The following is a 21861-nucleotide window of genomic DNA, read 5'->3' on the forward strand; positions in this document are numbered from 1 at the left end:
ATACACTCACAACTAGCATTATCAACTTAGTCATCAAACTGCGCTTGGTAATACGCTGGTGTTGCACTACTGGCTTGATAAAAGCTAACCACATTCAAGCCTTGAGCTTCGCTGCCCTGTTGGTCTTGTGCCACTAAGGTATAGTTAATAAATTCATCATTAGTGATGAAGCTAAACTCACCATTTTCATTCGGTTGATACACCTTAATCGTTTGCCAAGTTTCATCTTGAAGTAACAGTTCTACGTCAGTGAAGGCACTACTAACGCCGCAATCATTAGTTAACTGTGATGTTAAAGAGAAGTTGTATTCAACTGGCTCTGGTGGCTTTGGCGGAGTACTAGATGAACTACCACCACAACCTTGCAGAAATAAGGTGAGCAATAAAGGAGATATAAGGTATTTATTCAAGAGGTGTTCCTAAAATGTCATTTAAAAGTTTATGGGAAAATCAGGTGATATAGATGTTATTGCTCAGACGAGCTCACCTTAAGGTGACAAAAACATCTACAAAACAACGTTGAAGGAATTATACCCAGTTTTAACGGTAACTTGCTAACTTTTGTTATGACTATTTTCTCTACAGAAAAAGCTAAAATAGCCAAAGTAATATAATCACAATAGTTAGTTCGGTCAGTCACTTAGCATATAACTAGCAATCCTTGTTTTATTGAATTTCATTGTCTACGCTAATTTATAGCGTTACTTTTTTAGCTTTATTTTTAAGGTAAAGTTTCCATGTACTGATTGTAAATCACACGCCATCATCTATAGGAACAATAATGCTTATTGACCTGCAAAAAAAACTAAATCTTAGCTTTATCATTGTCACTATCTCCGTATTACTCGCCTTACTTGATAGTGGGCAAAGCATACTATTAGCAATTCTCCTTGGCATAGCTGTTATTGCCGGCGGTTATGCTTGTTTTTATTTTCAGAAAAACATCTCATTGGCATATCAAAAAGAGCGGCTAGAAGCCGAGCAATCATCCTCAGCAAGGAAGCAAGATAATATTCATATAGAGCAATATTTAGATTTAGCCCATCAAATTATTGAGGTCTGGGCTGGACAAACGTCATTAGCGCGAGGTCAAGGTGATGACAATATAAATCAGCTGGCAACAAATTTTGCTCAAATTAAGGAGCAATTAGCCGAAGCTATTCATACATCTCAAGAAACCTCTGGCGACATGAGTGGCGAAAGTGGTTTAACCAATATTATTAGTCAATCTGAACAGTCTTTAAATACCATTATTCAATCCTTACACGACGCTATGGTAGGTCGTGATCAAATTTTAAGTGAAATAAATAATTTATCCTCCATTGCTGAAGAGCTGTCTAAAATGGGTGATGAAGTTGCAGGGATAGCTTCACAAACTAACTTGCTCGCGCTTAATGCCGCCATTGAAGCAGCACGTGCCGGTGAAGCTGGACGAGGTTTTGCCGTTGTTGCCGATGAAGTTAGAACCTTATCAACACGCTCTGGAGAAACAGGTTCCCGAATATCTAAAACCATTGAGCAAGTTAACGCCACATTACAAAACACCCTAACCAAGACCCAAGAGTTTACCGAGCAAGACGCCCTTATCATTAACAACGCTGAAGAAACAATAAAACAAGTCATCGATGATTACAGTGTTGCAGGGGAAAAAATAATGCTCAGCGCTAACCAACTTGAACAAGAAAACACCACGGTTCAATTGGCGATAGATGATGTACTGGTATCACTACAATTCCAAGATAGGGTAAGCCAAATACTTGGTCATATTTTTGATGACATGAATAAGCTAGCCCCAAACTATCAGCAATGCCAATACAATATAAGCCAAGGACTGCCGATAGAGCCTGTAGATATCCAACAATGGCTGAATAATATTAAACGTACTTACACTACATTAGAACAAGTGTCAGTCCATGATGGCAGTGAACAAAAACAAGATAATAAAAGTGATGAAATAACCTTTTTTTAAAAACCCAACTCAAAAACACTTAATACTAAAAATAGTAGGGAAATATGAGTAAAACAATTTTAATAGTCGATGATTCCGCCAGTATCAGACAAGTAGTTACTATGACGTTAAAAGGTGCCGGTTATGAGGTTATTGAAGCGGTTGATGGTAAAGACGGCCTCAGTAAACTTGACGGTAAAAAAATCCATTTAATCGTCTCCGATGTCAATATGCCTATTATGGGCGGTATTGATATGGTTAAAGCAATTAAGCAAATGCCTGCATATAAGTTTACCCCCATCATTATGCTTACCACAGAAGCATCTGATGATATGAAAAGGCAAGGCAAAGCGATAGGAGCAAAAGCTTGGATGGTAAAACCTTTTAAGCCCGAACAAATGTTGCAAGCGGTGACTATGCTTACTTAACAGATTTAGCAAAAGTAAGTTTGATATTACAGTCAGGAAGGCTTAATAAATAACAATGGTTGAGAGAATATGGCTGAAATAAAAATCACTCAAAAGCAGAATAATAGTACTGAAATCACCATTAGTGGTGAGCTTACTATTTACTGTGCTATGGATGCTTATCAACAGCACTTTCAGCAACTAAAAGTAAAAGAAATAACATTATTCCAATTTGGCAATATTAGTGAAATTGATACCGCAGGTGTACAACTACTGATTATGCTGATGAAGATAGTCAGCGAACAAAAGAGTAGTTACCAAGTAACGACCTTAGGAGAAGCACTAACCGATTACAGTAACTTATTTCAACTAAATCGCTACTTTATTGACTTTGAAGATTTTACCGAACTGACCTCGGATAATGCAGAGGATAAGCAATGAGCTTAGATGCCATATTACAAACTTTCTTTGTTGAGGCTCAAGAGCATTTAGAGTCAATGGAGAATATGCTGCTAAAAATGGATGAGGGTGAATGTGATGACGAAATGCTTAATGATATTTTTCGTTCCGCGCACACTATCAAAGGCTCTGCAGGTATTTTTGGCTTAGATCATATTGTTAATTTTACTCATGTAGTCGAAAATGTACTCGACCGTGCTAGAGACAAAGAAATCGAAATAGATACAGATTTAATCAACGTTATTTTCAAATGTCGTGATCACATGCAAAGCTTAGTTGGTGTCACACTCGATGAATTTAATGCACAAGCGGACCTACAAAAAATAGACAATGATTTACTTGCCGCATTAGCTCCTTGGGCAAGTACAGAAAATATTGACGCAGTAAAAAAAACTAGTACTGCCATGGAAAGCCAACCCGAACAAAAGCTAACTGATGATGGAGGTACTGACAAGCTTTGGCATATTTCCCTTCGTCTATCAACAGACTGCCTTAAAAATGGCATGGACCCCTTATCCTTCATCAAATTTCTTACTAGCCTAGGTGAGATCAAGCATATAGAAACCATTGTCGATAACTTCCCTTCCCTTGATAACTTTGATGCTGAAAGCCTTTATTTCGCCTATGAAATAGCACTACAGTCTGACGCTAGCTTAGAAGAAATAGAAAATACCTTTATGTTTGTCCAAGATGACTCTGACATCACCATTTTACCACCCAGTGCAACCATTGGAGACTACCTTACATTAATTGATAAGCTGCCAGAGGAAAATCAAAGGCTTGGTGATATATTGGTGAAGTGCGGATCACTGACTAGACACTCTCTCGAGCAGGCTTTAGCTTCACCAAGTACAGAAAAAACTGTTTCAGAACAAACCATTACGGATCAACCCGACGAGTCACCTGCTGAAGAACGAAAAGATCCCGATACTACAATAAATACTGCGTTAACTAAACAGAAGCAAGCTAAAACCCAAGCCCCTGAAGGCAAACAGATTCGTATTGACTCAAGCCGATTAGACCATCTAATTAACCTCATCGGTGAATTAGTCATCAATCAACAACGCATTGAGTTGCTCTCTAAAGACAGTAAAAATCCCCAGCTAGTAGAAGCCGTTGACGATTTTGATAATTTTACTAATCAAATCCGTGATGCCGCCTTAAGTTTGAGAATGGTCCCTATTGGTGGCACTTTTCAGCGCTTTAAACGCCTTGTCAGAGATACCTCGCAAGAACTAGGTAAAGAAGTAGAATTAATTATAGATGGCGCAGATACTGAGCTAGATCGCTTGATGGTGGAAAAACTGGGTGATCCACTTACTCATATTGTTCGAAATGCCATGGACCATGGCCTAGAGTCAACAGAAGATCGACAAGCTGCTGGAAAAAACATTAAAGGTCAGCTCAAGCTATCGGCCTACCATGAAGGCGGGCACATTGTTATTGCCATCAGCGATGATGGTAATGGTATTAATAAAGTGCGCATAAGAGAAAAAGCTATCGAAAAAGGTATTATCAATAATGACTCTCAATTGAGCGATAACGAACTATTTCATCTTATATTTCACCCTGGTTTTTCTACCGCTGAAACGGTGACAAACCTTTCTGGACGTGGGGTTGGTATGGATGTGGTAAAACGTAATGTAGAAGCATTACAGGGTAGTATTGATATTAGTTCACAAACAGGTATTGGTTCAGAGTTTAAAATCCGACTACCTCTAACTCTCGCTATTATTGATGGTTTTCATGTAGAAGCTAAAGGCACACACTTTATTATTCCACAAGCGACTATCATAGAATGTATAGATTTGTCCAATCACCAAGACATTAAAGGTCGGCATTGTATTAATTTACGTGGCGATATGATCCCTTATCTAAATATGTCCGAAATATTTAACCTTGCCCCAAGCCAAAAGATGAAAGCTGCCGATCATATGACGAGGCATACCGCTAAAAGAGAGTTAGTTATAGTTCAGTTTGGCAGTGATGTTGCGGGTATCGCTGTCGATAGACTTAATGGTGAAATCCAAACCGTTGTCAAACCATTAGGACCCATTTTTAAAGCCCTTAAAGGTATAGGTGGCTCTAGCCTACTCGGCAATGGTGAAATAGCTTTTATTTTAGATGTTCCACAATTAATTGAATTAGCTATCGCCAATGAAATAGCCAACAAGGTTTCTTGCCCGGAGAGTATTAAGAGCCCAGATAAATAATCGTACCCGAAAGTTTATTACCAAAAAACGGGTAAAAGTAAAAAACAGCAAGTCATAAGCTTTTAAGAAGTAGCTTACTTAACACGTAAGTAAATGATAATTCGGAGGATACAATGGTGGATAAAACCAGCCAGTTCTTAACCTTTACCATTGCAGATGAGCATTTTGGTATGGACTTGCATCAAACGAGAGAGATTATTGAATACGCAGGTATCACGCACGTGCCATTAATGCCGCAATTTATATCTGGGGTAATAAACCTACGTGGTGAAGTGGTACCGGTAATCGACTTGAGCGTTCGCTTAGGTCGCCAACCTATTACCATACATAAAAGAACGTGTGTCATCGTCATTGAATTACACTCTAGCGAAAAACATTGTGTATTAGGTTTACTGGCAGATGCCGTCAATGAAGTTATAGATATTTCCGCTAGCGATATTGAAGACGCCCCTGCTTTTGGAGCCAAAATAAGAGCAGAATTTATTCAAGGTATAGCCAAAAAAGATGATGAGTTTATTGTGCTATTAGATGCTGAAAAAACATTGTCGCCGGTGGAATTAGCCCACTTAGTTGAAGCAGAGCTGCAATAAAACGGTCACTAAATATAATTTTGAGAGCAGAGGATAACAACATGTTAGAAAGAATAAGCTTAAAAGCCAAAGTTCTATTTTTGGGACTTCTGGTAGTATTATCACTAGTATTGTTAAGCTGGGAGGCAGTCAATGAACTTTCGAAATTTCGAGATTCAACCGAAAAGAGCTTTGTTTTAGTTAAACAAAATGTTGAGATATTAACCGCTTTAACCAATGCTCATGTAATTTTTAAAACTCAAGTTCAAGAATGGAAAAACATCTTAATTCGAGGCAATAATAAAAAACAGTTCGATAAGTATGCTACTAGATTTAAAAAAAGCTCTGATAAAGTACAATCGTTATTAGCTCATGCTATTAAAAAATCCAAAGAGTTATCCCTTGATTCTCAAGCCATAGAGGATGTTAAACTAGCCCATGAGCAGCTAAAAGTTGCCTACTTAAAAGCCTTGGATAATTTTAATAGTAAAGACCCCTTAACAGGGAAGAAGGTAGATAAAAGTGTCAGTGGTGTTGATAGACCCGCGAGTAAAGGCATGACCGAATTAGCTGAAAATACAGAAAGAGACTTCAAGGAAATAATTGCTGATAATCATACGGCTATGGAGGAAGAGTTTGCTAAAAACAAATCTGCTTTAATCACTTTTTCTTTTATTGAAGGCTTTATTATTTTAGGCTTAATGGTATTTATCTTTAATGATTTATTTAAAACATTAGGTGGTGACCCTCGTTATGCGGCGCATGTTTGTAATCAAGTTGCCAATGGTGACTTAAGTATTGAAATTGAATTAAAGCACAATGATAAGAACTCCCTGCTTTATAGTATCACTAACATGAAAAACCAATTAGCCACCATTATTCACGATGTCAGGTCATCTTCAGAAGCTTTATCTTCCGCCTCCACAGAAGTAAACTCCACCGCACAAACTATTGCTAAAGGTGCTTCAGTACAAGCTGCCAGTGTTGAAGAGACATCGGCTTCGATGGAAGAAATGTCAGCGTCTATCTCACAAAACAATGAAAATGCTGGCATCACCAATGGTATGGCGCAACAAGCGTCAAAAGAAGCAACTATTGGTGGGGAGGCAGTATCTGAAACCGTTGATGCCATGCAAAAAATTGCCGAAAAAATAAGTGTTATTGATGATATAGCATACCAGACCAACCTTTTGGCACTTAACGCCGCTATTGAAGCGGGTCGCGCGGGAGATCACGGTAAAGGTTTCGCTGTAGTTGCCTCAGAAGTACGAAAGCTTGCTGAGCGTAGTCAAGTCGCAGCTCAAGAAATTGGTGAATTAGCTAAAGATAGCGTAAAACGTGCCGATTTGGCCGGTAAATCGCTAAAAGAAATGGTACCTTCAATTAATAAAACGGCAGATTTGGTACAAGAAATTGCCGCAGCTTCTTCAGAGCAAGCCTCTGGGGTTCATCAAATTAATGAAGCCATTGCTCAAGTAAATCAAACGATGCAACATAATGCTGCGGCTTCAGAAGAGCTCAGTGCAACCTCTGAAGAAATGAATATTCAAGCATTACAGCTACAAGAATCGGTAAACTATTTCACCTTAGAAGCCTCTCCTCTACCGAAAGCTATATCATCAAACAGCAGTTCATCAATAAATACTGGTTCAAGTTCAAGCCCTAAAAGATCGGTGAGTAAATTAATCAAAGATGGCAGTAATCGAGATGATGACGATAATAAGTTTGTTAGCTATTAAACTTTATTAGTGATAACACTGAGCTACTAATTACTCACTTTACAGTGGCAATTAGTAGCTCATAAAGAGTTAAGGTTACATAATGCAAGGGTTAACCATAATGAGTACATTGGAAACACTACCTTCTGAGGAGGTTTATACCCTCTTTCAAAAGCTAGTTTATGACAAACTAGGTATTCATTTAGCCAAACAAAAGCGCATGATGCTAGGTCACCGCCTGTTAAAACGCGTTAAGCATAGCCAAGTTAATGGTTTCTCTGATTATTTTAGATTCATTACCAACCCTGATAATAGTAATGAACTAGAAGTTGCTTTGGAGTTGATGACCACAAATGAAACTTTTTTCTTTCGCGAAGAGAAACACTTTGAATATTTGGCCAATGCAATCTTGCCAAAGATAAACCCTAACCGAGAGTATAAAGTATGGAGCGCTGCTAGCTCTTCAGGTGAAGAGCCTTACAGTATTGCCATGCTGCTTAATGAACATTGTCCTACGCCTTGGTCCGTTGTCGCTTCTGATGTTAACAAGTCTGTATTAGCCCACGCTCGCAAAGGAATATATATTGATGATAGAACTAAATTACTTCCTAAAAAGTACCGGCAAACTTATTGCGTTAAAGGCACTGACGAATTTGAAGGTTATATGAGAGTAAAGCCAGAATTAAGAAAGCGGCTACACTTTTTCTATTTCAACTTACTTGACAACATGGCCAGTTTAGGAAAATTTGATCTTATCTTTATTCGTAATGTGATGATTTATTTTGATGATAAAACGCGTCAAAAAATAATTAATGGTCTGCAAAAATGTCTAAATAAAGATGGCTATCTCTTTATTAGCCACTCCGAAACCTTACATGGTTTAGAGCACTCATTTGAATTAATAAAACCAGCAATTTATCAACGTACGAGTTAAGGATTATTAATAAAGTAAAAGTAGTTTATTGGGAGAAGGTCGATGAGCCAAGATAATAGTGGCATTACTTTACAGCCAGGCGAGGTGTACTTTTCTCAGCTGCAAGAAAGTAATGCTATAAAACAGTTAAAAACAATTTTAGGATCTTGTGTGGCGGTTACTATTTGGCATGCAAAGAGTAAAACGGCTGGCATGTGTCACTACTTATTAACACAAGAAGCAGATAACACTAAATCATCACAAGTAATGCAAAAATATCGTTATGGAGACGAAGCTCTGGATTATTTATTAAAAAAAATGGCCTTACTTCACCCATTAGATGAGTATGATTTAGCACTTTATGGCGGCAGTAATATGTACCCTAGTTTAACCTCTCCCTCCATTGGCGAAGTTAATGTTAAGTTTGCCGAAAACTGGGCAAAGAAAAACGCGCTAACGATTGGTAAGCAAGATACTTTAGGTCAATATGGTCGTAGTGTTATTTTAGATTTGACTACAGGAAGTATCACAGTTATTAACTATAAAGAAGATAAAGGAGCCTATAGTGAGCATTAAAGTAATGATAGTTGATGACTCAGCTGTAGTCAGGCAAGTTATCTCGCAAATACTCAACGACTCAACCGATATAGAGGTTTATGCTGTGGCCAATGATCCAATATTCGCTTACCGTAAAATGCAAAAGCAATGGCCTGAAGTCATAGTGCTCGATATTGAAATGCCGCGTATGGATGGTATCTCTTTTTTAAAAAAAATTATGGCTGAGCGTCCAACCCCTGTCGTTATTTGCTCATCTCTCGCTGAAAAAGGCGCTGAACTTTCTTTAAATGCATTGGCTGCTGGAGCGGTTGATATTATTACCAAGCCCCAAATGGGCTTAAAGAACTTTTTAGAAGAAGCAGCCGCTCAAATAAAATCTGTTGTCCGCGCCGCAGCAAAGGCTAGATTGCAAAAGCCCCTTGTTAGTCCGGTCATTACTAATACTCAACTCTCTTCACCTGAAATTAACAATATAGAAACTAAATCTATTATTGAGTCGGTACTAAGTAACTCAAATTTAGCTGCAGAAACTGACTTAGTATCCATGACTCACACCACAGACAGAGTTATCGCTATTGGCTCATCCACTGGCGGAACTATAGCCCTTGAAAAGATACTTACCGCTCTGCCAGCAACATGCCCTGGCATAGTGGTAGTTCAGCATATGCCCGAGAAATTTACCAAAGCCTTTGCTGATAGACTAAACTCTTTATGTGAGTTAGAAGTTTTAGAAGCCAGCTCTGGTGATAGAATTATTCCTGGTAGAGTTCTTATTGCTCCCGGTGGTAAACACTTACAAGTAAAACGCTCAGGTGCGCAATATATTGCCATTGTTTCAGAAGGTCCTGCCGTAAACAGACACTGCCCTTCGGTTGATGTGTTGTTTAAGTCACTAGCAAACAGTGCTAAACAGAACGCCACTGGCATTATTCTGACGGGGATGGGAAATGATGGCGCTCAAGGCTTACTAACAATGAAAAATGTCGGCAGTAAGACTATGGCTCAAAATGAGAGTTCGAGTGTAGTGTTTGGTATGCCCAAAGAAGCAATAAAACTGGGTGCAGCGCAAAAGATTGTTGATTTAAGTGAAATAGCGGAGCTAATTAAGCATTAAAAGTAAAGATTATCTTGATAGTAAAATTAACCTTATGAGTAGTTTTATGAATAAATTAAATGTATTAGTTGTTGATGACAGTAATGTGCAACGAAACCATGTAATGAACATGTGCTTAGATCAAGGTGTTAGCAATGTAGTGGGTGCCATTAATGGCGTGGACGCTATTGATAAACTATCAGAGGAAAAATTTGATGTCGTTTTCATCGACTTAGAAATGCCAATAATGGATGGCGTTGAATTATCACGAAAAATTGCTAAAAACAAATTGGCACAATCGGTAATAATTTTAAGCTCAAAAGATCCGTCCTTGATTTCAAGTATTGGCACCATGGCTGAATCTGACGGTTTAATTGTCCTAGGTACATTTAAAAAGCCTATGCAAATTAATGACCTAGTTAATAGCTTGAATAGACTAAAAACTCATACCAATAGTAATGAAACTCATAAAATATATAATAGGTTAGTAATTGATGACTTAATTAATGGTATAAAAGAGCAACGAATCACCTTATTTTATCAACCAAAATTGACCTGTAAAGGCTTATTGCTCAAAGGCGTAGAAGCCTTAGCTCGTTGGAATCATCCCAAATTAGGTTTCGTATCTCCGGTAGAGTTTATTACTGCCGCGGAGGAATTTGGTATTATTTCTGAGTTAACTCATTATTTATTTGATATCGCACTCAAACAAAAAGTACAGTGGCGAGATCATGGCATAAATTTTCATCTCGCTTTCAATCTATCACCACTATCTCTGGCAGATAATGACCTTGCTGAAAAAATATCCAGTCAAGTTGCACTCCATAATATTGAACCAAAGGAAATTGTCCTAGAGGTAACTGAAAATGCTATTTGTGGCGAAATATCAACTGCGATAGAGACGCTAGCTAAATTAAGATTAAAAGGCTTTAAACTGGCAATTGATGACTATGGTACTGGCTTTGCTAATGCTCAACAGTTATCTAGAGTACCCGCCACCGAGTTAAAACTAGATCGTATTTTAGTTGATAATGTTGCTACTAGGCCTCAGCAATTAGCAATATTAAAAAGCACGGTCAATCTTGCTAAAGATTTAGGCTTAACGACGGTAGCTGAAGGGGTTGAAAACTTTGATGACTTTAAGATACTTTTTCAATTAAAAGTAGACTTAATACAAGGCTATTACTTTGCTAAACCTATGGACCCTAAAAAGTTAATTCATTGGCTGCAAGTTGACTTAGCTAAAATACGCCATGACTTACATGAAAAACAAGCGCAAGAGAGTAATCACTAGAACTATCACCTTGTACTGATAACATTATAACCCCTTAGATATCATAGCTATTATGCAATATTCCTATTAGAACTTATCCAATACAATTGTTTTTCAAGGTATTACAGTTAAAGGGCTTTACCATAAAGCCTGTTACTTCACTGGCAATAAGTATCATTATTGAGCCTTATCATCTTCACAAGACACCATTAACACAGGCAAGTTATGGAGTTTTTTATCTTGTCTTATTTTACTTAGCAACTGCTCGCCATCTAAATTAGGCATATGTAAGTCGGTAATTAATAAATCATAATCATTTAATCGCAACATTTTCAGCGCATGCAAGCCACAGCTAGCTTCATCGGGGTCGTTATGACCTAAACTAGCTAACATATGCAGCATAACTTGGCACATTGATGGCATGTCATCAACAACTAATATTTTCATCTTGTTAAATCCCTTTGGTTAAAGACTTACATATTAAGTAAAGATCTGACTAAAAATTATAGCGTCACATGGCTGCTTTTCCACTGCATCAATAATATGCTCTTTTCCCTCTGACATTTAGATATAAAGACTAGCAAACCAATCTTTATGTAAAGCAAGATTGTGAAAAAAATAATTACCAAACAAAAAATAATGCTAATACTGTAACCTTAAAAGCATGGACTATAGCTTGGGTAGTCACCATGGCTATTGCCACTTTTGCTCCAAAGTTTATTTGGGACTTCAACACCGCTTTAACAATTACAGCTGTGCTTATAAACCTTGCTGTAGGTTTTAAAATGTTAATTGCCAACAGAGATTATTTACGTGGTCTAGATGAAATGCAACGCACTATATTGCTAGAAGCCATGGCATTATCCTTAGGTGTTGGCTTAGTTGTTGGCTTAGTTGTTGGCTTAAGTTATGAGTTGCTAGAAGATATCAAGCTAATTACTTACCAACCAGAAATACCTCATATAGTTTTCTTAATGGTAATAATCTATGGGTTGGCTGTAGTCTCAGGTCATAGGAAGTACCAATGAAAAATCGTTTGAAAGTGTTACGTGCAGAGCGTGACTGGACACAAGCTCAGCTTGCTAGTGCCTTGGAAGTATCGAGACAAACGATTAATGCTATTGAAAAGGGTAAGTTTGATCCTAGTTTGCCCTTAGCATTTAAAGCGGCAAGATTATTTAACTTAACCATTGAAGATATTTTCCACGACGAAGTTGAATAGTATAAAAACTAAATTCCATTAAAAGTCAGTCACGTTAATATAACCTATAGACATATTACTTTAACGCGACTTTTTGCTAGTTATTAACTTGTTAACGGCTACTCTTTAAAACTTGGCAGCGACAGTAAACGCCATAGCTTCATTTGTTGTTGGGTGGTTAAGTTTTAACATTTCGGCATGTAAGTGTAATCGATTCGCTTTAGCCCCATATAAATCATCACCGACAATTGGCGTATTAAAGCCTAGGTGATGAGCACAATGCACTCGAAGTTGATGTGTTCGACCTGTTTTAGGGTATAGATGAATCCTAGTTAACGTTTGCTCACCTTGCTGTTCAAAAGCAATACGCTGCCATTTGGTTTCAGCTTCTTTACCCGTTTCAAAACAAACCATTTGTCTTGGTCTATCATCAAAGTCACCCGCTAGAGGTAAACTAATTAACCCTTCCTCATTGTCTACTAACTGCTTTGGGCAGCCAGATAATAAAGCAACATATCTCTTTTCTACAGTGCGTTTGATAAACTGCTGTTGTAAATTCTTATGAGCTTGCTTAGTTAACGCAATAACCATCAAACCAGAGGTCGACATGTCAAGACGGTGCACAATAAGTGGCCCGCTTGCTTTAGGGAAGAGTAACTTCATTCGGCTATGAACACAGTCACTAATACTTTTACCTGGTACCGACAAAAGTTCGCTGGGTTTATTAATCACCGCCATCACATCATCTTCATAGATAATTTCTACGTTTTTATCTTCTGATAAGCTTTTCAACAGTGGGTTATCATCAATAAGCATACCGCTAAGCATATGCGTTAAAATGGGCTGGCACTTGCCAATACAGGCGGTGTAGAAATTTTTATGCTGCCTTACTTCAGACTTAGGCGACTTGCCCCACCAAAACTCAGCTAAAGCGATAGGCTTCAAGCCAGCTTTAAAGGCATATTGTAAAAGTTTAGGCGCGGCACAGTCTCCTGCGCCAGCTGGTGGAACACCATATTTATGATGAAAAGCCGTATCAATAAATAAATCAGTTAAGTTTTTTTCTTCTAACTTAATATTTAGAAAACGATACTGCTCAAATAGTTTCTGCTGTAATGAGTTTGATAATAATGATCTTTGCTCTTTAATCGAAACAATAACATCAAGTAAAGTATCTACCCCTTGTTGAGCTTTTAAGAGCTTTTCTTGCCAAGATAGTTTCAAATATTTCAATTCGTTTTTATCAGCAACACTTTCTTTTGCCAATTTATCTTTTAGCAAAGTGAGTTCAGCATCTGAAAGAGAAGTCGCAGCTAAGTTACGTTGTGCTTTCCTTGCTTTTTTTTGTGCCGAATTTTGGCTTTGTAATTGACTAAAATCGTTATTCGCTACAGATGTTAATTCGGCTAATACGCGCTGCTTTACTTCAATGCCGGGATTAGCTTCTAACAAAGCAAGCTGAGCGTTAAGGTCATTAATTACCTTTTGCTCTACTTTAAAGAACTCGGTATTGATTGAATCATCTACCGGTGGCACAAAATGAGTAAGATCATTATTATCTGCCAATTTACCTGAAAATCCTGAAAGGTAGCCTAGTTCCCCTTGAGCATTTTCTACTAAAAGTACACCAAACATTTTTCCACTTTGGCTAAAGTCATGCTGCAATGCTTTTTTCTGATCTAGGCTGACTTGCAGCTCTTCTGCCGCTAATAAACACAAAGGGTGAGGCTGATAGTAAAATGGGAAAGTGAAACGTTCGGGTAAATTATAAGAATCAATAGAAGACTTAAAACGAGTAAAACAAGGATCAATTATTTGCATAGATAACGCTCAAAACAATTACAATAAAGGTACGACACAAAAAAAGTGGACTTACCAGTAAGACTGATTTCAATTCAATATTAGTCAAGCGAATCAAAATATATAACGGCTATTTTAATCGTTTGTCACCTTAAGAACAATGGATAAAACTTCATGGTCATTCCTTGCTTTACATTGATTAATTTAAAATCCCCCCCATTTAAAGCAGTATAAATTTTATAACTCCTCATATTATGCGCTTACTTAAATCAACTATTCATCCAGATATTACCCCTCTTGCTCTTAGTTCCTCTGATAAGCAACACTTTATCCGTAAAGCCAGCAGAGCCATAGTGCTTAATGGTGACAATATATTGCTACTTTATACTAAGCGATATCACGACTACAGCTTACCCGGTGGTGGTATAGATGCTGGTGAAAGTAATATCGATGGTCTAGTTCGTGAGCTTAAAGAAGAAACTGGTGCACATAATGTTAAAAACATTACTGAGTTTGGGCTCTATGAGGAGTTCAGACCATGGCATAAAGATAACTTTGATATTGTGCATATGCAGTCTTATTGTTATACCTGCACCATTGATGATGAATTACTTGAGCCTGAACTTGAAGCCCATGAGCTGAGTAATGGCATGCACCCCGTATGGATGAATATTCATCAGGCCATAGTTCACAACGAAGAAACTATTGCACAAAGTGAAAAGAAAGGTCTCTCGATTGAACGTGAAACCTTTTTATTAAAGCTTATTGTCAGTGAATTATTAAAGCAATCATTACCTGCTTAAGTATCTGCTTAGTTACATGCTTAACTAGCGGCTTAGTTACCGCCAAAAAGAACATCTTGCTGATTATCTACCCACAACGGATGTTTTGCCATAACTTTGGTAAAGACCGGGCTCTGCAAATAATTATTTAGCCATTGCCTTACCCTTGGGTAAGGTGATTGCAAATACCACTGACGCTCTATTCGAGCAAATTGTCGAATAAAAGGCATTAAAGCAATATCAGCTAAACTTTCTTTATCTGAAATTATATAAGAATGCTTAGTTAGACGCTGCTCTAATTGATTTATATATTGCTGACAAGCTTCGCGGCACTGAGCAATATTATCTTCTTGATAGCGTTTCGCGCATTTATAGGCTTCTAAGCAAGTTTTAAAGCCGGTATCAAATTCATTAATGAGTGACAGCATTTCAGCTAATGCGCCCTCTTCCTGACAAGGTTTCTGATCACCATTGTGTCTTTGTAATAAATCAGCGGGATCTGTTTGGTGCAAAGCCCATAACATAACCTCTAAACTTTCTTCTATAACTGTGCCATTTGTCAATACTAATACTGGTACTGTAGCTTTCGGCGATACCGCTATCATTTCTTCAGGCTTATTACTTAAAACTAAATCTCGTAATAATACCGTCTGCTTCGCTTTAAAAATAGCTAACCTTGCGCGCATGGCATATGGACAATTTCTTAACGAATAAAGGATAGGTAAGGTACTCGTGTCATTAACATTTTTATTAAAACTTACAGTCATTGATAGCTATTTCCCCATGCCGATATTATTAATAGTCGTCATTCTCATAATAAATAAGCGGCTTAAACAGTATTCATTGGCCCATTATACGAGTAAAATCCCCCCTTTGAAATTTAACCGCCGTTTAAATGGCTAAAGTTGTAGTAAATGAGTCCTAAAATAGAATTATTAGCCCCCGGTGGTGATATAGATGCGATAAAAGCGGCAATTATTGCTGGCGCAGATGCGGTGTACTGTGGTTTAGATACTTTTAATGCCAGAAACCGTGCTGCTAATATTTCTTTTGATGAACTCGTCCGTATTATTAGGCTCGCACACCAGTATGACTGCCAAATATTCTTAACGCTTAATATCATTATTCTCGAGCGAGAATTTAAAACCCTTGCTAAGTTATTAAGTAAACTGGCTAACACCACACTTGATGGCGTAATTGTGCAAGATTTAGGCATGCTTTATATCCTTAAAAAGCATTTTCCTACGCTGGATATTCACGCCTCGACCCAGTTAACTACCCATAACATTGGTCAAATCCCATTTTTGAAAAAGCTGGGCGCCTCGCGTGTTAATTTATCGCGTGAATTAAACTTAAAAGAAATCAGCGCAATAACTAAAGTATCACAGGAAGAAAACGTGCTTACCGAAGTATTTGTCCATGGCTCATTATGTGTCGCTTTTTCTGGTTTATGTTATTCAACCTCTGCTAGTGTGGGTAATTCAGGTAATCGAGGCCGTTGTAGCCAAGCTTGTCGTGAAGAATATAAACCTACCGAATCAGGTAATAAATTCCCATTAAATATTAAAGACAACTCAGCCTTTTTTGATTTACCGGCACTGATAGAAGCGGGTGTTCATTCATTTAAAGTGGAAGGTCGTATCAAGGGCGCAAGCTATGTACATACCGTTATTGATAGTTTCCGTAAACAAATAGATGGTTTTGTTGCGACCGGTGAATTACTTGAAGACGGCGAGCGACTTTATAAAGTATTTAATCGTGACTTCTCTAATGCGTTTTTACGTGGTGATTTAAACCAATCGATGTTTATTGAAAACCCCCGGGATAATTCAAAATATTACGCTATAGATAAAAGTAACGCTATCTCTGTGGTACAAATACAAGACGTTGAACAAAAACTAAGTGATGAAAAAGAACAAATTCACGCGGATGTATTTGATAAAATAAAACACCTTAGTATTGAAAAACGTACTCTTTCACTAGTATTCACAGGTGAAGTAGGCAAACCTTTAACCGTTTCCATCAAAATTAATACAGCGGAAAGTACTGGCTTTTCCGAGCAAGTTACGCCAGAGCAAACGTATGTTATGCACTCTGAACGTTCACTTATCGCCAGCGAAAAGAATTGCATTGACCATAGCGCCATTGAAAAGCGTTTTAAAAGCTTTAACAACGCAGAGTTTAACTTAAACGAATTAAATACAGACGCTATACCACATGGTGTCACCATTCCTTTTAAAGAGCTTACTGCTCTTAAGAATAAGATAGCCGCCTTACTCAATGACGGTACTCCAGTAATAGCTGAAGTAGAGCTACCAAAACTAGTACGTCATGCGAAAAAAGATGAGGTCGCTAAATTATCACTATTAATATCCGATGAGAGCGACATCAATCTTAGCGATGTAACTGATGCTGATATTTACTTTAAACTGCCTGATGCTTATAAACGTGGTTGTACTAAATATGTTGGATTTTTCCAAAAGAACCCACGTCTTATTCCTTGGTTCCCATCGGTATTAATTGGTAAAGATTATGATGTTGCGGTTAATATTTTAGAACAAGTTAAACCTAAGTTAATTGTCACCAATAATACTGGTATTGCCAATAGAGCGTTTGAATTAGGCATTGAATGGATTGCCGGACCTTTCTTAAATACCACCAATTCTTATGCACTATTAGCGATGAAAGAAAGCTTTAATTGTAGCGGCGCTTTTATTTCTAATGAAATTAACCGTCAACAGATGAAGACTATTGCTCGCCCTGAGAACTTTAAAATGCTCTACAGCGTGTACCACCCAATTTTATTAATGACCAGCAGACAGTGTTTCTTCCAACAAAGTGTCGGTTGTGAAAAACCTCGCATTGATAATGGCTGCATGCTTTCTTGCGATAAATCGACCAGCATCACCAATCTTAAAGGCGTTTCTTTTGCTATTGATAAGCAAAAAGCGGGTTACCCAAGTATTTATAATAACGATCAATTTTTAAATACCGAAATAATCAAAGATTTAACGCAATTATTTGATGGTTTTATGATTGATTTAACTAATATTGGTGCTGGCGATAAAGAGTCACCTGACAAAGTTGCCCTTATTGAGCATTTTGAACTGTTACTTAAACACAGTAAGAGCGAGTCATTTGGCAATGCAATTGAACTATCAAGTGAGCAAGTAAGTGCACAAGACGCACTTAACTCTCTCGTGCCTGAGTCAACCAATGTGCAATACCATAACGGCCTTTAATCTCCTAGGTTCTCATTTAACGTCTGTCTTTGATAGGATTTACTTTATAGCGGTAAAGAATAAATAAAGCCCGGACTAAGGCCTTGTTCAAAGGCTGACACTTTTGCCAGTAACGCCTTTGCCATTCAGATTACCTTCCCCTTAGTCGGGGTGATAAGGCTTCTTTCAGCCTATCGGGTTTGCCAACTTCCCTGGGCAAACAAAAAAGGCTAACAACATTCTCATGTTATTAGCCTTTTATTTACCTGAGTAATTAGCAGTTAGCTAGTGATTCTCAGAAACCATATTTATTGTGTATTTAGGGATATCGACCACTAAATCTTCATCACCAACAATTGATTGGCAGCTTAGGCGAGACTCCGGCTCTAAACCCCATGCTTTATCAAGCATATCTTCTTCAAGTTCATCGCCTTCTTCTATAGAGTCAAAACCTTCGCGAATAATAACGTGACAAGTTGTACAGGCACATACTTTTTCACACGCATGCTCTATTCCAATATCATTTCTTAACGCTACGTTAAGTACGCTCTCACCTTTTTCGGCTTCAACAACTGCGCCATCTGGGCATAATTCTTCATGAGGTAAAAATATAATTTTTGGCATTTTATCTATTCTCTGCTTGCAAGGCTTTCGCCATTCTTAAATATGAATTAAATATAAATTAAATATTATCTGAAGATAAGCTAAAGCTTATCAACCGATTGGCCAGCAAGGGCTTGGCTAATTGAACTATCCATACGACGTTCCGCAAATATTGCCGTACTATCGTTTAACTTATCAAGGGCACTTTCTATCGCCTTAATATCACTACCTTGGCTTACTTGAGCGAGGAGCTTAATCGCACTTTCAATAACGCTAATCTCATCACTGTTAAGCAATTTACTATCCGCAGCTAAGGCCGCTTGTACTGATTCAATAACACGTGATGCATCAACTTGTTGCTCTCTTAGCATACGCGCTTGCATATCTTCAGCAGCGTTGCTCATTGAATCTTTAATCATCTGACTAATTTGATTGTCATCAAGACCAAATGAAGGTTTAACTTCAATACTTGATTCAACACCTGTAGATTTTTCCATCGCCGTTACCGAGAGTAAACCATCTGCATCAACGTTAAATGTAACTCTGATATGGGCAGCACCAGCAGTCATCGGTGGAATGCCACGTAACTCAAAACGAGCTAATGAACGACAATCATCAACTAACTCGCGCTCACCTTGTAATACGTGTACCGCCATGGCTGTTTGGCCATCTTTAAAAGTGGTAAATTCTTGCGCTTTTGCTACAGGAATAGTGGTATTTCGTGGGATGACTTTTTCAACTAAGCCGCCCATAGTTTCAAGACCAAGAGACAATGGAATAACGTCAAGTAATAACATATCACTATCGGGTTTATTACCCGCTAAAATATCCGCTTGAATAGCAGCGCCAATAGCAACCACTTTATCCGGGTCAATTGAGGTTAAAGGTGTCTGATTAAAGTACTTTTCAACTTCGCTACGTACTAAAGGTACACGTGTTGAACCACCTACCATAACAACCTCTACCACTTCACCAATGGTAATGCTGGCATCTTTAAGTGTACGTCGACAAGCACGTAATGTTTTATTAACTAATGAGCCAATAAGTTCATTTAACTGCGTCTTGGTGAAGTTTATTGACCAACTTTTACCATTATCAAGCGATAGATTGATAGCAACTTGTTCGGTATCGGTTAACTGCTCTTTAGCAAAACAAGCTTGTTGCATCAACTGACGCTCGAGCGAAGGAGATAAAGGTCTTTGTAGACCGGCTTGCTCAACGAGATAGTCAACAAGCACAACATCAAAGTCATCACCACCAAGTGCCGAATCGCCACCGGTCGCTAATACTTCAAAGACACCTTTATTTAAACGTAATATAGAAATATCAAAAGTACCACCGCCTAGGTCATAGACAGCAATAATACCTTCTTGCCCTGAGTCTAGTCCATAAGCAACTGCTGCAGCCGTTGGTTCATTTAATAACCGTAATACAGTAACACCCGCTAATTTTGCCGCATCTTTGGTACTTTGCCTTTGAGCATCGTCAAAGTGAGCAGGCACTGTAATAACAACGCCTGTTAGCTCGCCGCCTAAAGCAGCTTGTGCACGTAGTTTTAAGCTTTTTAATATTTCTGCTGACACTTGCACTGGGTTAATAGCGCCTTGTCTGGTCATAATTTCAGGATGATTCTCGTCACCACAAAATTCATAGGGTAAAGATGGATATTTACTTTGAATATCTGGCAGTGAGCGTCCTATTAAACGCTTAGCAGAAGTAATGGTATTCGGTGCATCTTCAATGCTAAATGCTTGAGCGGTATGACCCACTAAGATATTGTCTGCTTGATAACTGACAATAGAGGGCAATAAATCACGGTCTTGACCATCGCTCAAAGTACGTGCGTTACCGCTTTGCACACTGGCTATCAAGGAGTTGGTGGTACCAAGATCGATGCCAGCAGCTAATCTATGTTCGTGAGGAACGGTACTTTGACCGGGTTCTGCAATTTGTAATAAAGCCATGATGTTAATTCAATGATCTGAGTTTAGGTTAATGGTAAATGTTAAATGTTAAATGTTAAATGTTAAATGTTAAATACTAATGTGCTTGGCTGTTAATTATTGATTTCTGCTAGCATTGCTAGTCATCAAACAAAGCATCTTCAAGGCGATCCACTTCAACATTTAACTTTTGATAAAACTTTAATTTGCGTAAATTATCGCATGCTGCACCATTAGATGCTGAGTTATTTTCACTTATTTGTGCCCTCATCAGTTGAGTGAGCTGTAAGTATTCACTCGATAACACTCGTTGAACTTCAAGCAGGGCGGCATCAACATCACCGGCAGACTTAACGTCCTCAAGCATTTCTCGCAATTCCATTTGATGCATTAAAAAGCTCGTATCACCAAAAGAATGCTGTTCGTTAGGCATATCCACACCGCGTTGAATTAATATATATTCAGCACGTAATAATGGTTGTTTTAGCGTTTGATAAGCGTCATTAATTTGCGCAGACTTTTGTACGGCAATGCGTTGTTCTTGCGCTGATGCGTGAGCAAACTTGTCAGGATGGACAGTCTTTTGTAGGGTTTGATAATTTGATGATAAATTTTGTAAATCGACATCGAAAGAGGCTTCAATGCCGAATAATTGAAAGTAATTCACTATGAGTTTTCTCTAAGTACCAAAGTAACGAAATAGATTTTCTGTTTAGCTCAAAGTTATTTTAGCTCAGGTTCAAGGAAGGAGCGCGGAGTTGACGCTAGTCAATGAGCACTTCTGACGATGAACCTGGTTAAAGTAACACAGAGATCAATAGACAAATTATACGTTGAAGCTCTCACCACACCCACATTCGCCTTTGGCGTTAGGGTTAGTGAATTTAAAGCCTTCATTTAAGCCTTCTTTAACAAAGTCGAGCTCAATGCCGTCAAGAAAAACCAAGCTTTTCGCATCAATGATAATGTTGACATCATCAATAGAGAACAACTGATCATCTTCATTTAAATCATCAACAAACTCAAGCACATAAGCAAGACCTGAACAGCCGGTAGTTTTAACACCTAAGCGAAGTCCAAGCCCTGTGCCACGATTTTGCATGAACGACTGAACACGTTCAGCTGCTGCAGGTGTCATGGTAACAGACATTGTTTTCTCC

At 38.1% G+C, this 21861-nt stretch carries 22 protein-coding genes; 14 read left to right on the forward strand and 8 right to left on the reverse strand.

The window, feature by feature from the left end:
* Positions 1-26: 26 nt before the first annotated feature.
* On the reverse strand, positions 27-410 hold the full coding sequence (locus tag HRT50_RS06425; RefSeq protein ID WP_291612529.1) for a hypothetical protein: 384 nt from the start codon (positions 408-410) through the stop codon (positions 27-29).
* 371 nt (positions 411-781) lie between these two features.
* Between HRT50_RS06425 and HRT50_RS06430 the strand changes: the two genes are divergently transcribed.
* The 10 genes from HRT50_RS06430 (at position 782) to HRT50_RS06475 (ending at position 11172) form a co-directional block, all read left to right on the forward strand.
* The gene (locus tag HRT50_RS06430) at positions 782-1969 is read left to right on the forward strand and encodes a methyl-accepting chemotaxis protein (protein ID WP_291612531.1); all 1188 of its coding nucleotides are present in this window, start codon (positions 782-784) and stop codon (positions 1967-1969) included.
* A gap of 44 nt (positions 1970-2013) precedes the next feature.
* Positions 2014-2376, forward strand: a complete 363-nt coding sequence (locus HRT50_RS06435; protein WP_291612534.1) for a response regulator — start codon at positions 2014-2016, stop codon at positions 2374-2376.
* A gap of 69 nt (positions 2377-2445) precedes the next feature.
* Entirely contained in the window at positions 2446-2796 is a 351-nt protein-coding gene (locus tag HRT50_RS06440; protein ID WP_291612536.1) for a hypothetical protein, read from the forward strand.
* Complete coding sequence (locus HRT50_RS06445; protein ID WP_291612538.1) at positions 2793-5027, forward strand: chemotaxis protein CheA; 2235 nt, start codon at positions 2793-2795, stop codon at positions 5025-5027. Before HRT50_RS06440 ends, HRT50_RS06445 begins: the two co-directional genes overlap by 4 nt.
* 113 nt (positions 5028-5140) lie before the next feature.
* Positions 5141-5617: a chemotaxis protein CheW gene (locus HRT50_RS06450; protein ID WP_291612540.1), complete on the forward strand. Its 477-nt coding sequence runs from the start codon at positions 5141-5143 to the stop codon at positions 5615-5617.
* Positions 5618-5658: 41 nt separating this feature from the next.
* Positions 5659-7335, forward strand: coding sequence for a methyl-accepting chemotaxis protein (locus HRT50_RS06455; protein WP_291612542.1), 1677 nt, complete (start codon positions 5659-5661; stop codon positions 7333-7335).
* Positions 7336-7435: 100 nt separating this feature from the next.
* The gene (locus HRT50_RS06460) at positions 7436-8248 is read left to right on the forward strand and encodes a CheR family methyltransferase (RefSeq protein ID WP_291612544.1); all 813 of its coding nucleotides are present in this window, start codon (positions 7436-7438) and stop codon (positions 8246-8248) included.
* A 42-nt stretch (positions 8249-8290) separates the two neighbouring features.
* Positions 8291-8803: a chemotaxis protein CheD gene (locus HRT50_RS06465; RefSeq protein ID WP_291612546.1), complete on the forward strand. Its 513-nt coding sequence runs from the start codon at positions 8291-8293 to the stop codon at positions 8801-8803.
* Positions 8793-9899 (forward strand): chemotaxis response regulator protein-glutamate methylesterase, encoded by a 1107-nt coding sequence (locus tag HRT50_RS06470; RefSeq protein WP_367238844.1) that lies wholly within the window; start codon positions 8793-8795, stop codon positions 9897-9899. Before HRT50_RS06465 ends, HRT50_RS06470 begins: the two co-directional genes overlap by 11 nt.
* Positions 9900-9945: 46 nt before the next feature.
* Positions 9946-11172: an EAL domain-containing protein gene (locus HRT50_RS06475; protein WP_291612548.1), complete on the forward strand. Its 1227-nt coding sequence runs from the start codon at positions 9946-9948 to the stop codon at positions 11170-11172.
* Between the two features lie 156 nt (positions 11173-11328).
* Here the strand turns inward: HRT50_RS06475 and HRT50_RS06480 are convergent, their stop codons facing one another.
* Positions 11329-11598, reverse strand: a complete 270-nt coding sequence (locus HRT50_RS06480) for a response regulator (RefSeq protein ID WP_367238845.1) — start codon at positions 11596-11598, stop codon at positions 11329-11331.
* A gap of 242 nt (positions 11599-11840) precedes the next feature.
* Between HRT50_RS06480 and HRT50_RS06485 the strand changes: the two genes are divergently transcribed.
* On the forward strand, positions 11841-12179 hold the full coding sequence (locus HRT50_RS06485) for a hypothetical protein (RefSeq protein WP_291612549.1): 339 nt from the start codon (positions 11841-11843) through the stop codon (positions 12177-12179).
* The gene (locus HRT50_RS06490; RefSeq protein ID WP_291612556.1) at positions 12176-12373 is read left to right on the forward strand and encodes a helix-turn-helix transcriptional regulator; all 198 of its coding nucleotides are present in this window, start codon (positions 12176-12178) and stop codon (positions 12371-12373) included. Before HRT50_RS06485 ends, HRT50_RS06490 begins: the two co-directional genes overlap by 4 nt.
* Before the next feature lie 105 nt (positions 12374-12478).
* Here HRT50_RS06490 and HRT50_RS06495 read toward each other — a convergent pair whose 3' ends face one another.
* Positions 12479-14173: a pseudouridine synthase gene (locus HRT50_RS06495; RefSeq protein WP_291612559.1), complete on the reverse strand. Its 1695-nt coding sequence runs from the start codon at positions 14171-14173 to the stop codon at positions 12479-12481.
* Positions 14174-14406: 233 nt separating this feature from the next.
* Here HRT50_RS06495 and HRT50_RS06500 point away from each other — a divergent pair, with 233 nt between their 5' ends.
* Positions 14407-14955: an NUDIX hydrolase gene (locus tag HRT50_RS06500; protein ID WP_291612561.1), complete on the forward strand. Its 549-nt coding sequence runs from the start codon at positions 14407-14409 to the stop codon at positions 14953-14955.
* Between the two features lie 32 nt (positions 14956-14987).
* Here HRT50_RS06500 and HRT50_RS06505 read toward each other — a convergent pair whose 3' ends face one another.
* A complete protein-coding gene (locus HRT50_RS06505) occupies positions 14988-15701 on the reverse strand; it encodes a glutathione S-transferase (RefSeq protein ID WP_291612563.1) in 714 nt (237 codons plus the stop codon).
* 147 nt (positions 15702-15848) lie between these two features.
* Here HRT50_RS06505 and HRT50_RS06510 point away from each other — a divergent pair, with 147 nt between their 5' ends.
* A complete protein-coding gene (locus tag HRT50_RS06510) occupies positions 15849-18176 on the forward strand; it encodes a peptidase U32 family protein (RefSeq protein ID WP_291612565.1) in 2328 nt (775 codons plus the stop codon).
* Between the two features lie 264 nt (positions 18177-18440).
* Here HRT50_RS06510 and fdx read toward each other — a convergent pair whose 3' ends face one another.
* From fdx to iscA, 4 genes are all read right to left on the reverse strand, one after another.
* Positions 18441-18779, reverse strand: a complete 339-nt coding sequence (fdx, locus tag HRT50_RS06515; protein ID WP_291612568.1) for an ISC system 2Fe-2S type ferredoxin — start codon at positions 18777-18779, stop codon at positions 18441-18443.
* 80 nt (positions 18780-18859) lie between these two features.
* Positions 18860-20722, reverse strand: coding sequence for a Fe-S protein assembly chaperone HscA (hscA, locus tag HRT50_RS06520; protein WP_291612570.1), 1863 nt, complete (start codon positions 20720-20722; stop codon positions 18860-18862).
* A gap of 118 nt (positions 20723-20840) precedes the next feature.
* Entirely contained in the window at positions 20841-21368 is a 528-nt protein-coding gene (hscB, locus tag HRT50_RS06525) for a co-chaperone HscB (RefSeq protein WP_291612572.1), read from the reverse strand.
* A 159-nt stretch (positions 21369-21527) separates the two neighbouring features.
* Complete coding sequence (gene iscA / locus HRT50_RS06530; RefSeq protein ID WP_291612574.1) at positions 21528-21851, reverse strand: iron-sulfur cluster assembly protein IscA; 324 nt, start codon at positions 21849-21851, stop codon at positions 21528-21530.
* Between the last annotated feature and the right edge of the window lie 10 nt (positions 21852-21861).

This window comes from Colwellia sp., assembly GCF_013215345.1.
Classification (GTDB): domain Bacteria; phylum Pseudomonadota; class Gammaproteobacteria; order Enterobacterales; family Alteromonadaceae; genus Colwellia.

Coding starts and splice junctions, on each gene's coding strand:
- HRT50_RS06430 (WP_291612531.1), top strand. CDS start 782: ATGCTTATTGACCTGCAAAAAAAACTAAATCTTAGCTTTATCATTGTC.
- HRT50_RS06435 (WP_291612534.1), top strand. CDS start 2,014: ATGAGTAAAACAATTTTAATAGTCGATGATTCCGCCAGTATCAGACAA.
- HRT50_RS06440 (WP_291612536.1), top strand. CDS start 2,446: ATGGCTGAAATAAAAATCACTCAAAAGCAGAATAATAGTACTGAAATC.
- HRT50_RS06445 (WP_291612538.1), top strand. CDS start 2,793: ATGAGCTTAGATGCCATATTACAAACTTTCTTTGTTGAGGCTCAAGAG.
- HRT50_RS06450 (WP_291612540.1), top strand. CDS start 5,141: ATGGTGGATAAAACCAGCCAGTTCTTAACCTTTACCATTGCAGATGAG.
- HRT50_RS06455 (WP_291612542.1), top strand. CDS start 5,659: ATGTTAGAAAGAATAAGCTTAAAAGCCAAAGTTCTATTTTTGGGACTT.
- HRT50_RS06460 (WP_291612544.1), top strand. CDS start 7,436: ATGAGTACATTGGAAACACTACCTTCTGAGGAGGTTTATACCCTCTTT.
- HRT50_RS06465 (WP_291612546.1), top strand. CDS start 8,291: ATGAGCCAAGATAATAGTGGCATTACTTTACAGCCAGGCGAGGTGTAC.
- HRT50_RS06475 (WP_291612548.1), top strand. CDS start 9,946: ATGAATAAATTAAATGTATTAGTTGTTGATGACAGTAATGTGCAACGA.
- HRT50_RS06480 (WP_367238845.1), bottom strand. CDS start 11,598: ATGAAAATATTAGTTGTTGATGACATGCCATCAATGTGCCAAGTTATG.
- HRT50_RS06485 (WP_291612549.1), top strand. CDS start 11,841: ATGGCTATTGCCACTTTTGCTCCAAAGTTTATTTGGGACTTCAACACC.
- HRT50_RS06490 (WP_291612556.1), top strand. CDS start 12,176: ATGAAAAATCGTTTGAAAGTGTTACGTGCAGAGCGTGACTGGACACAA.
- HRT50_RS06495 (WP_291612559.1), bottom strand. CDS start 14,173: ATGCAAATAATTGATCCTTGTTTTACTCGTTTTAAGTCTTCTATTGAT.
- HRT50_RS06500 (WP_291612561.1), top strand. CDS start 14,407: ATGCGCTTACTTAAATCAACTATTCATCCAGATATTACCCCTCTTGCT.
- HRT50_RS06505 (WP_291612563.1), bottom strand. CDS start 15,701: ATGACTGTAAGTTTTAATAAAAATGTTAATGACACGAGTACCTTACCT.
- HRT50_RS06510 (WP_291612565.1), top strand. CDS start 15,849: ATGAGTCCTAAAATAGAATTATTAGCCCCCGGTGGTGATATAGATGCG.
- fdx (WP_291612568.1), bottom strand. CDS start 18,779: ATGCCAAAAATTATATTTTTACCTCATGAAGAATTATGCCCAGATGGC.
- hscA (WP_291612570.1), bottom strand. CDS start 20,722: ATGGCTTTATTACAAATTGCAGAACCCGGTCAAAGTACCGTTCCTCAC.
- iscA (WP_291612574.1), bottom strand. CDS start 21,851: ATGTCTGTTACCATGACACCTGCAGCAGCTGAACGTGTTCAGTCGTTC.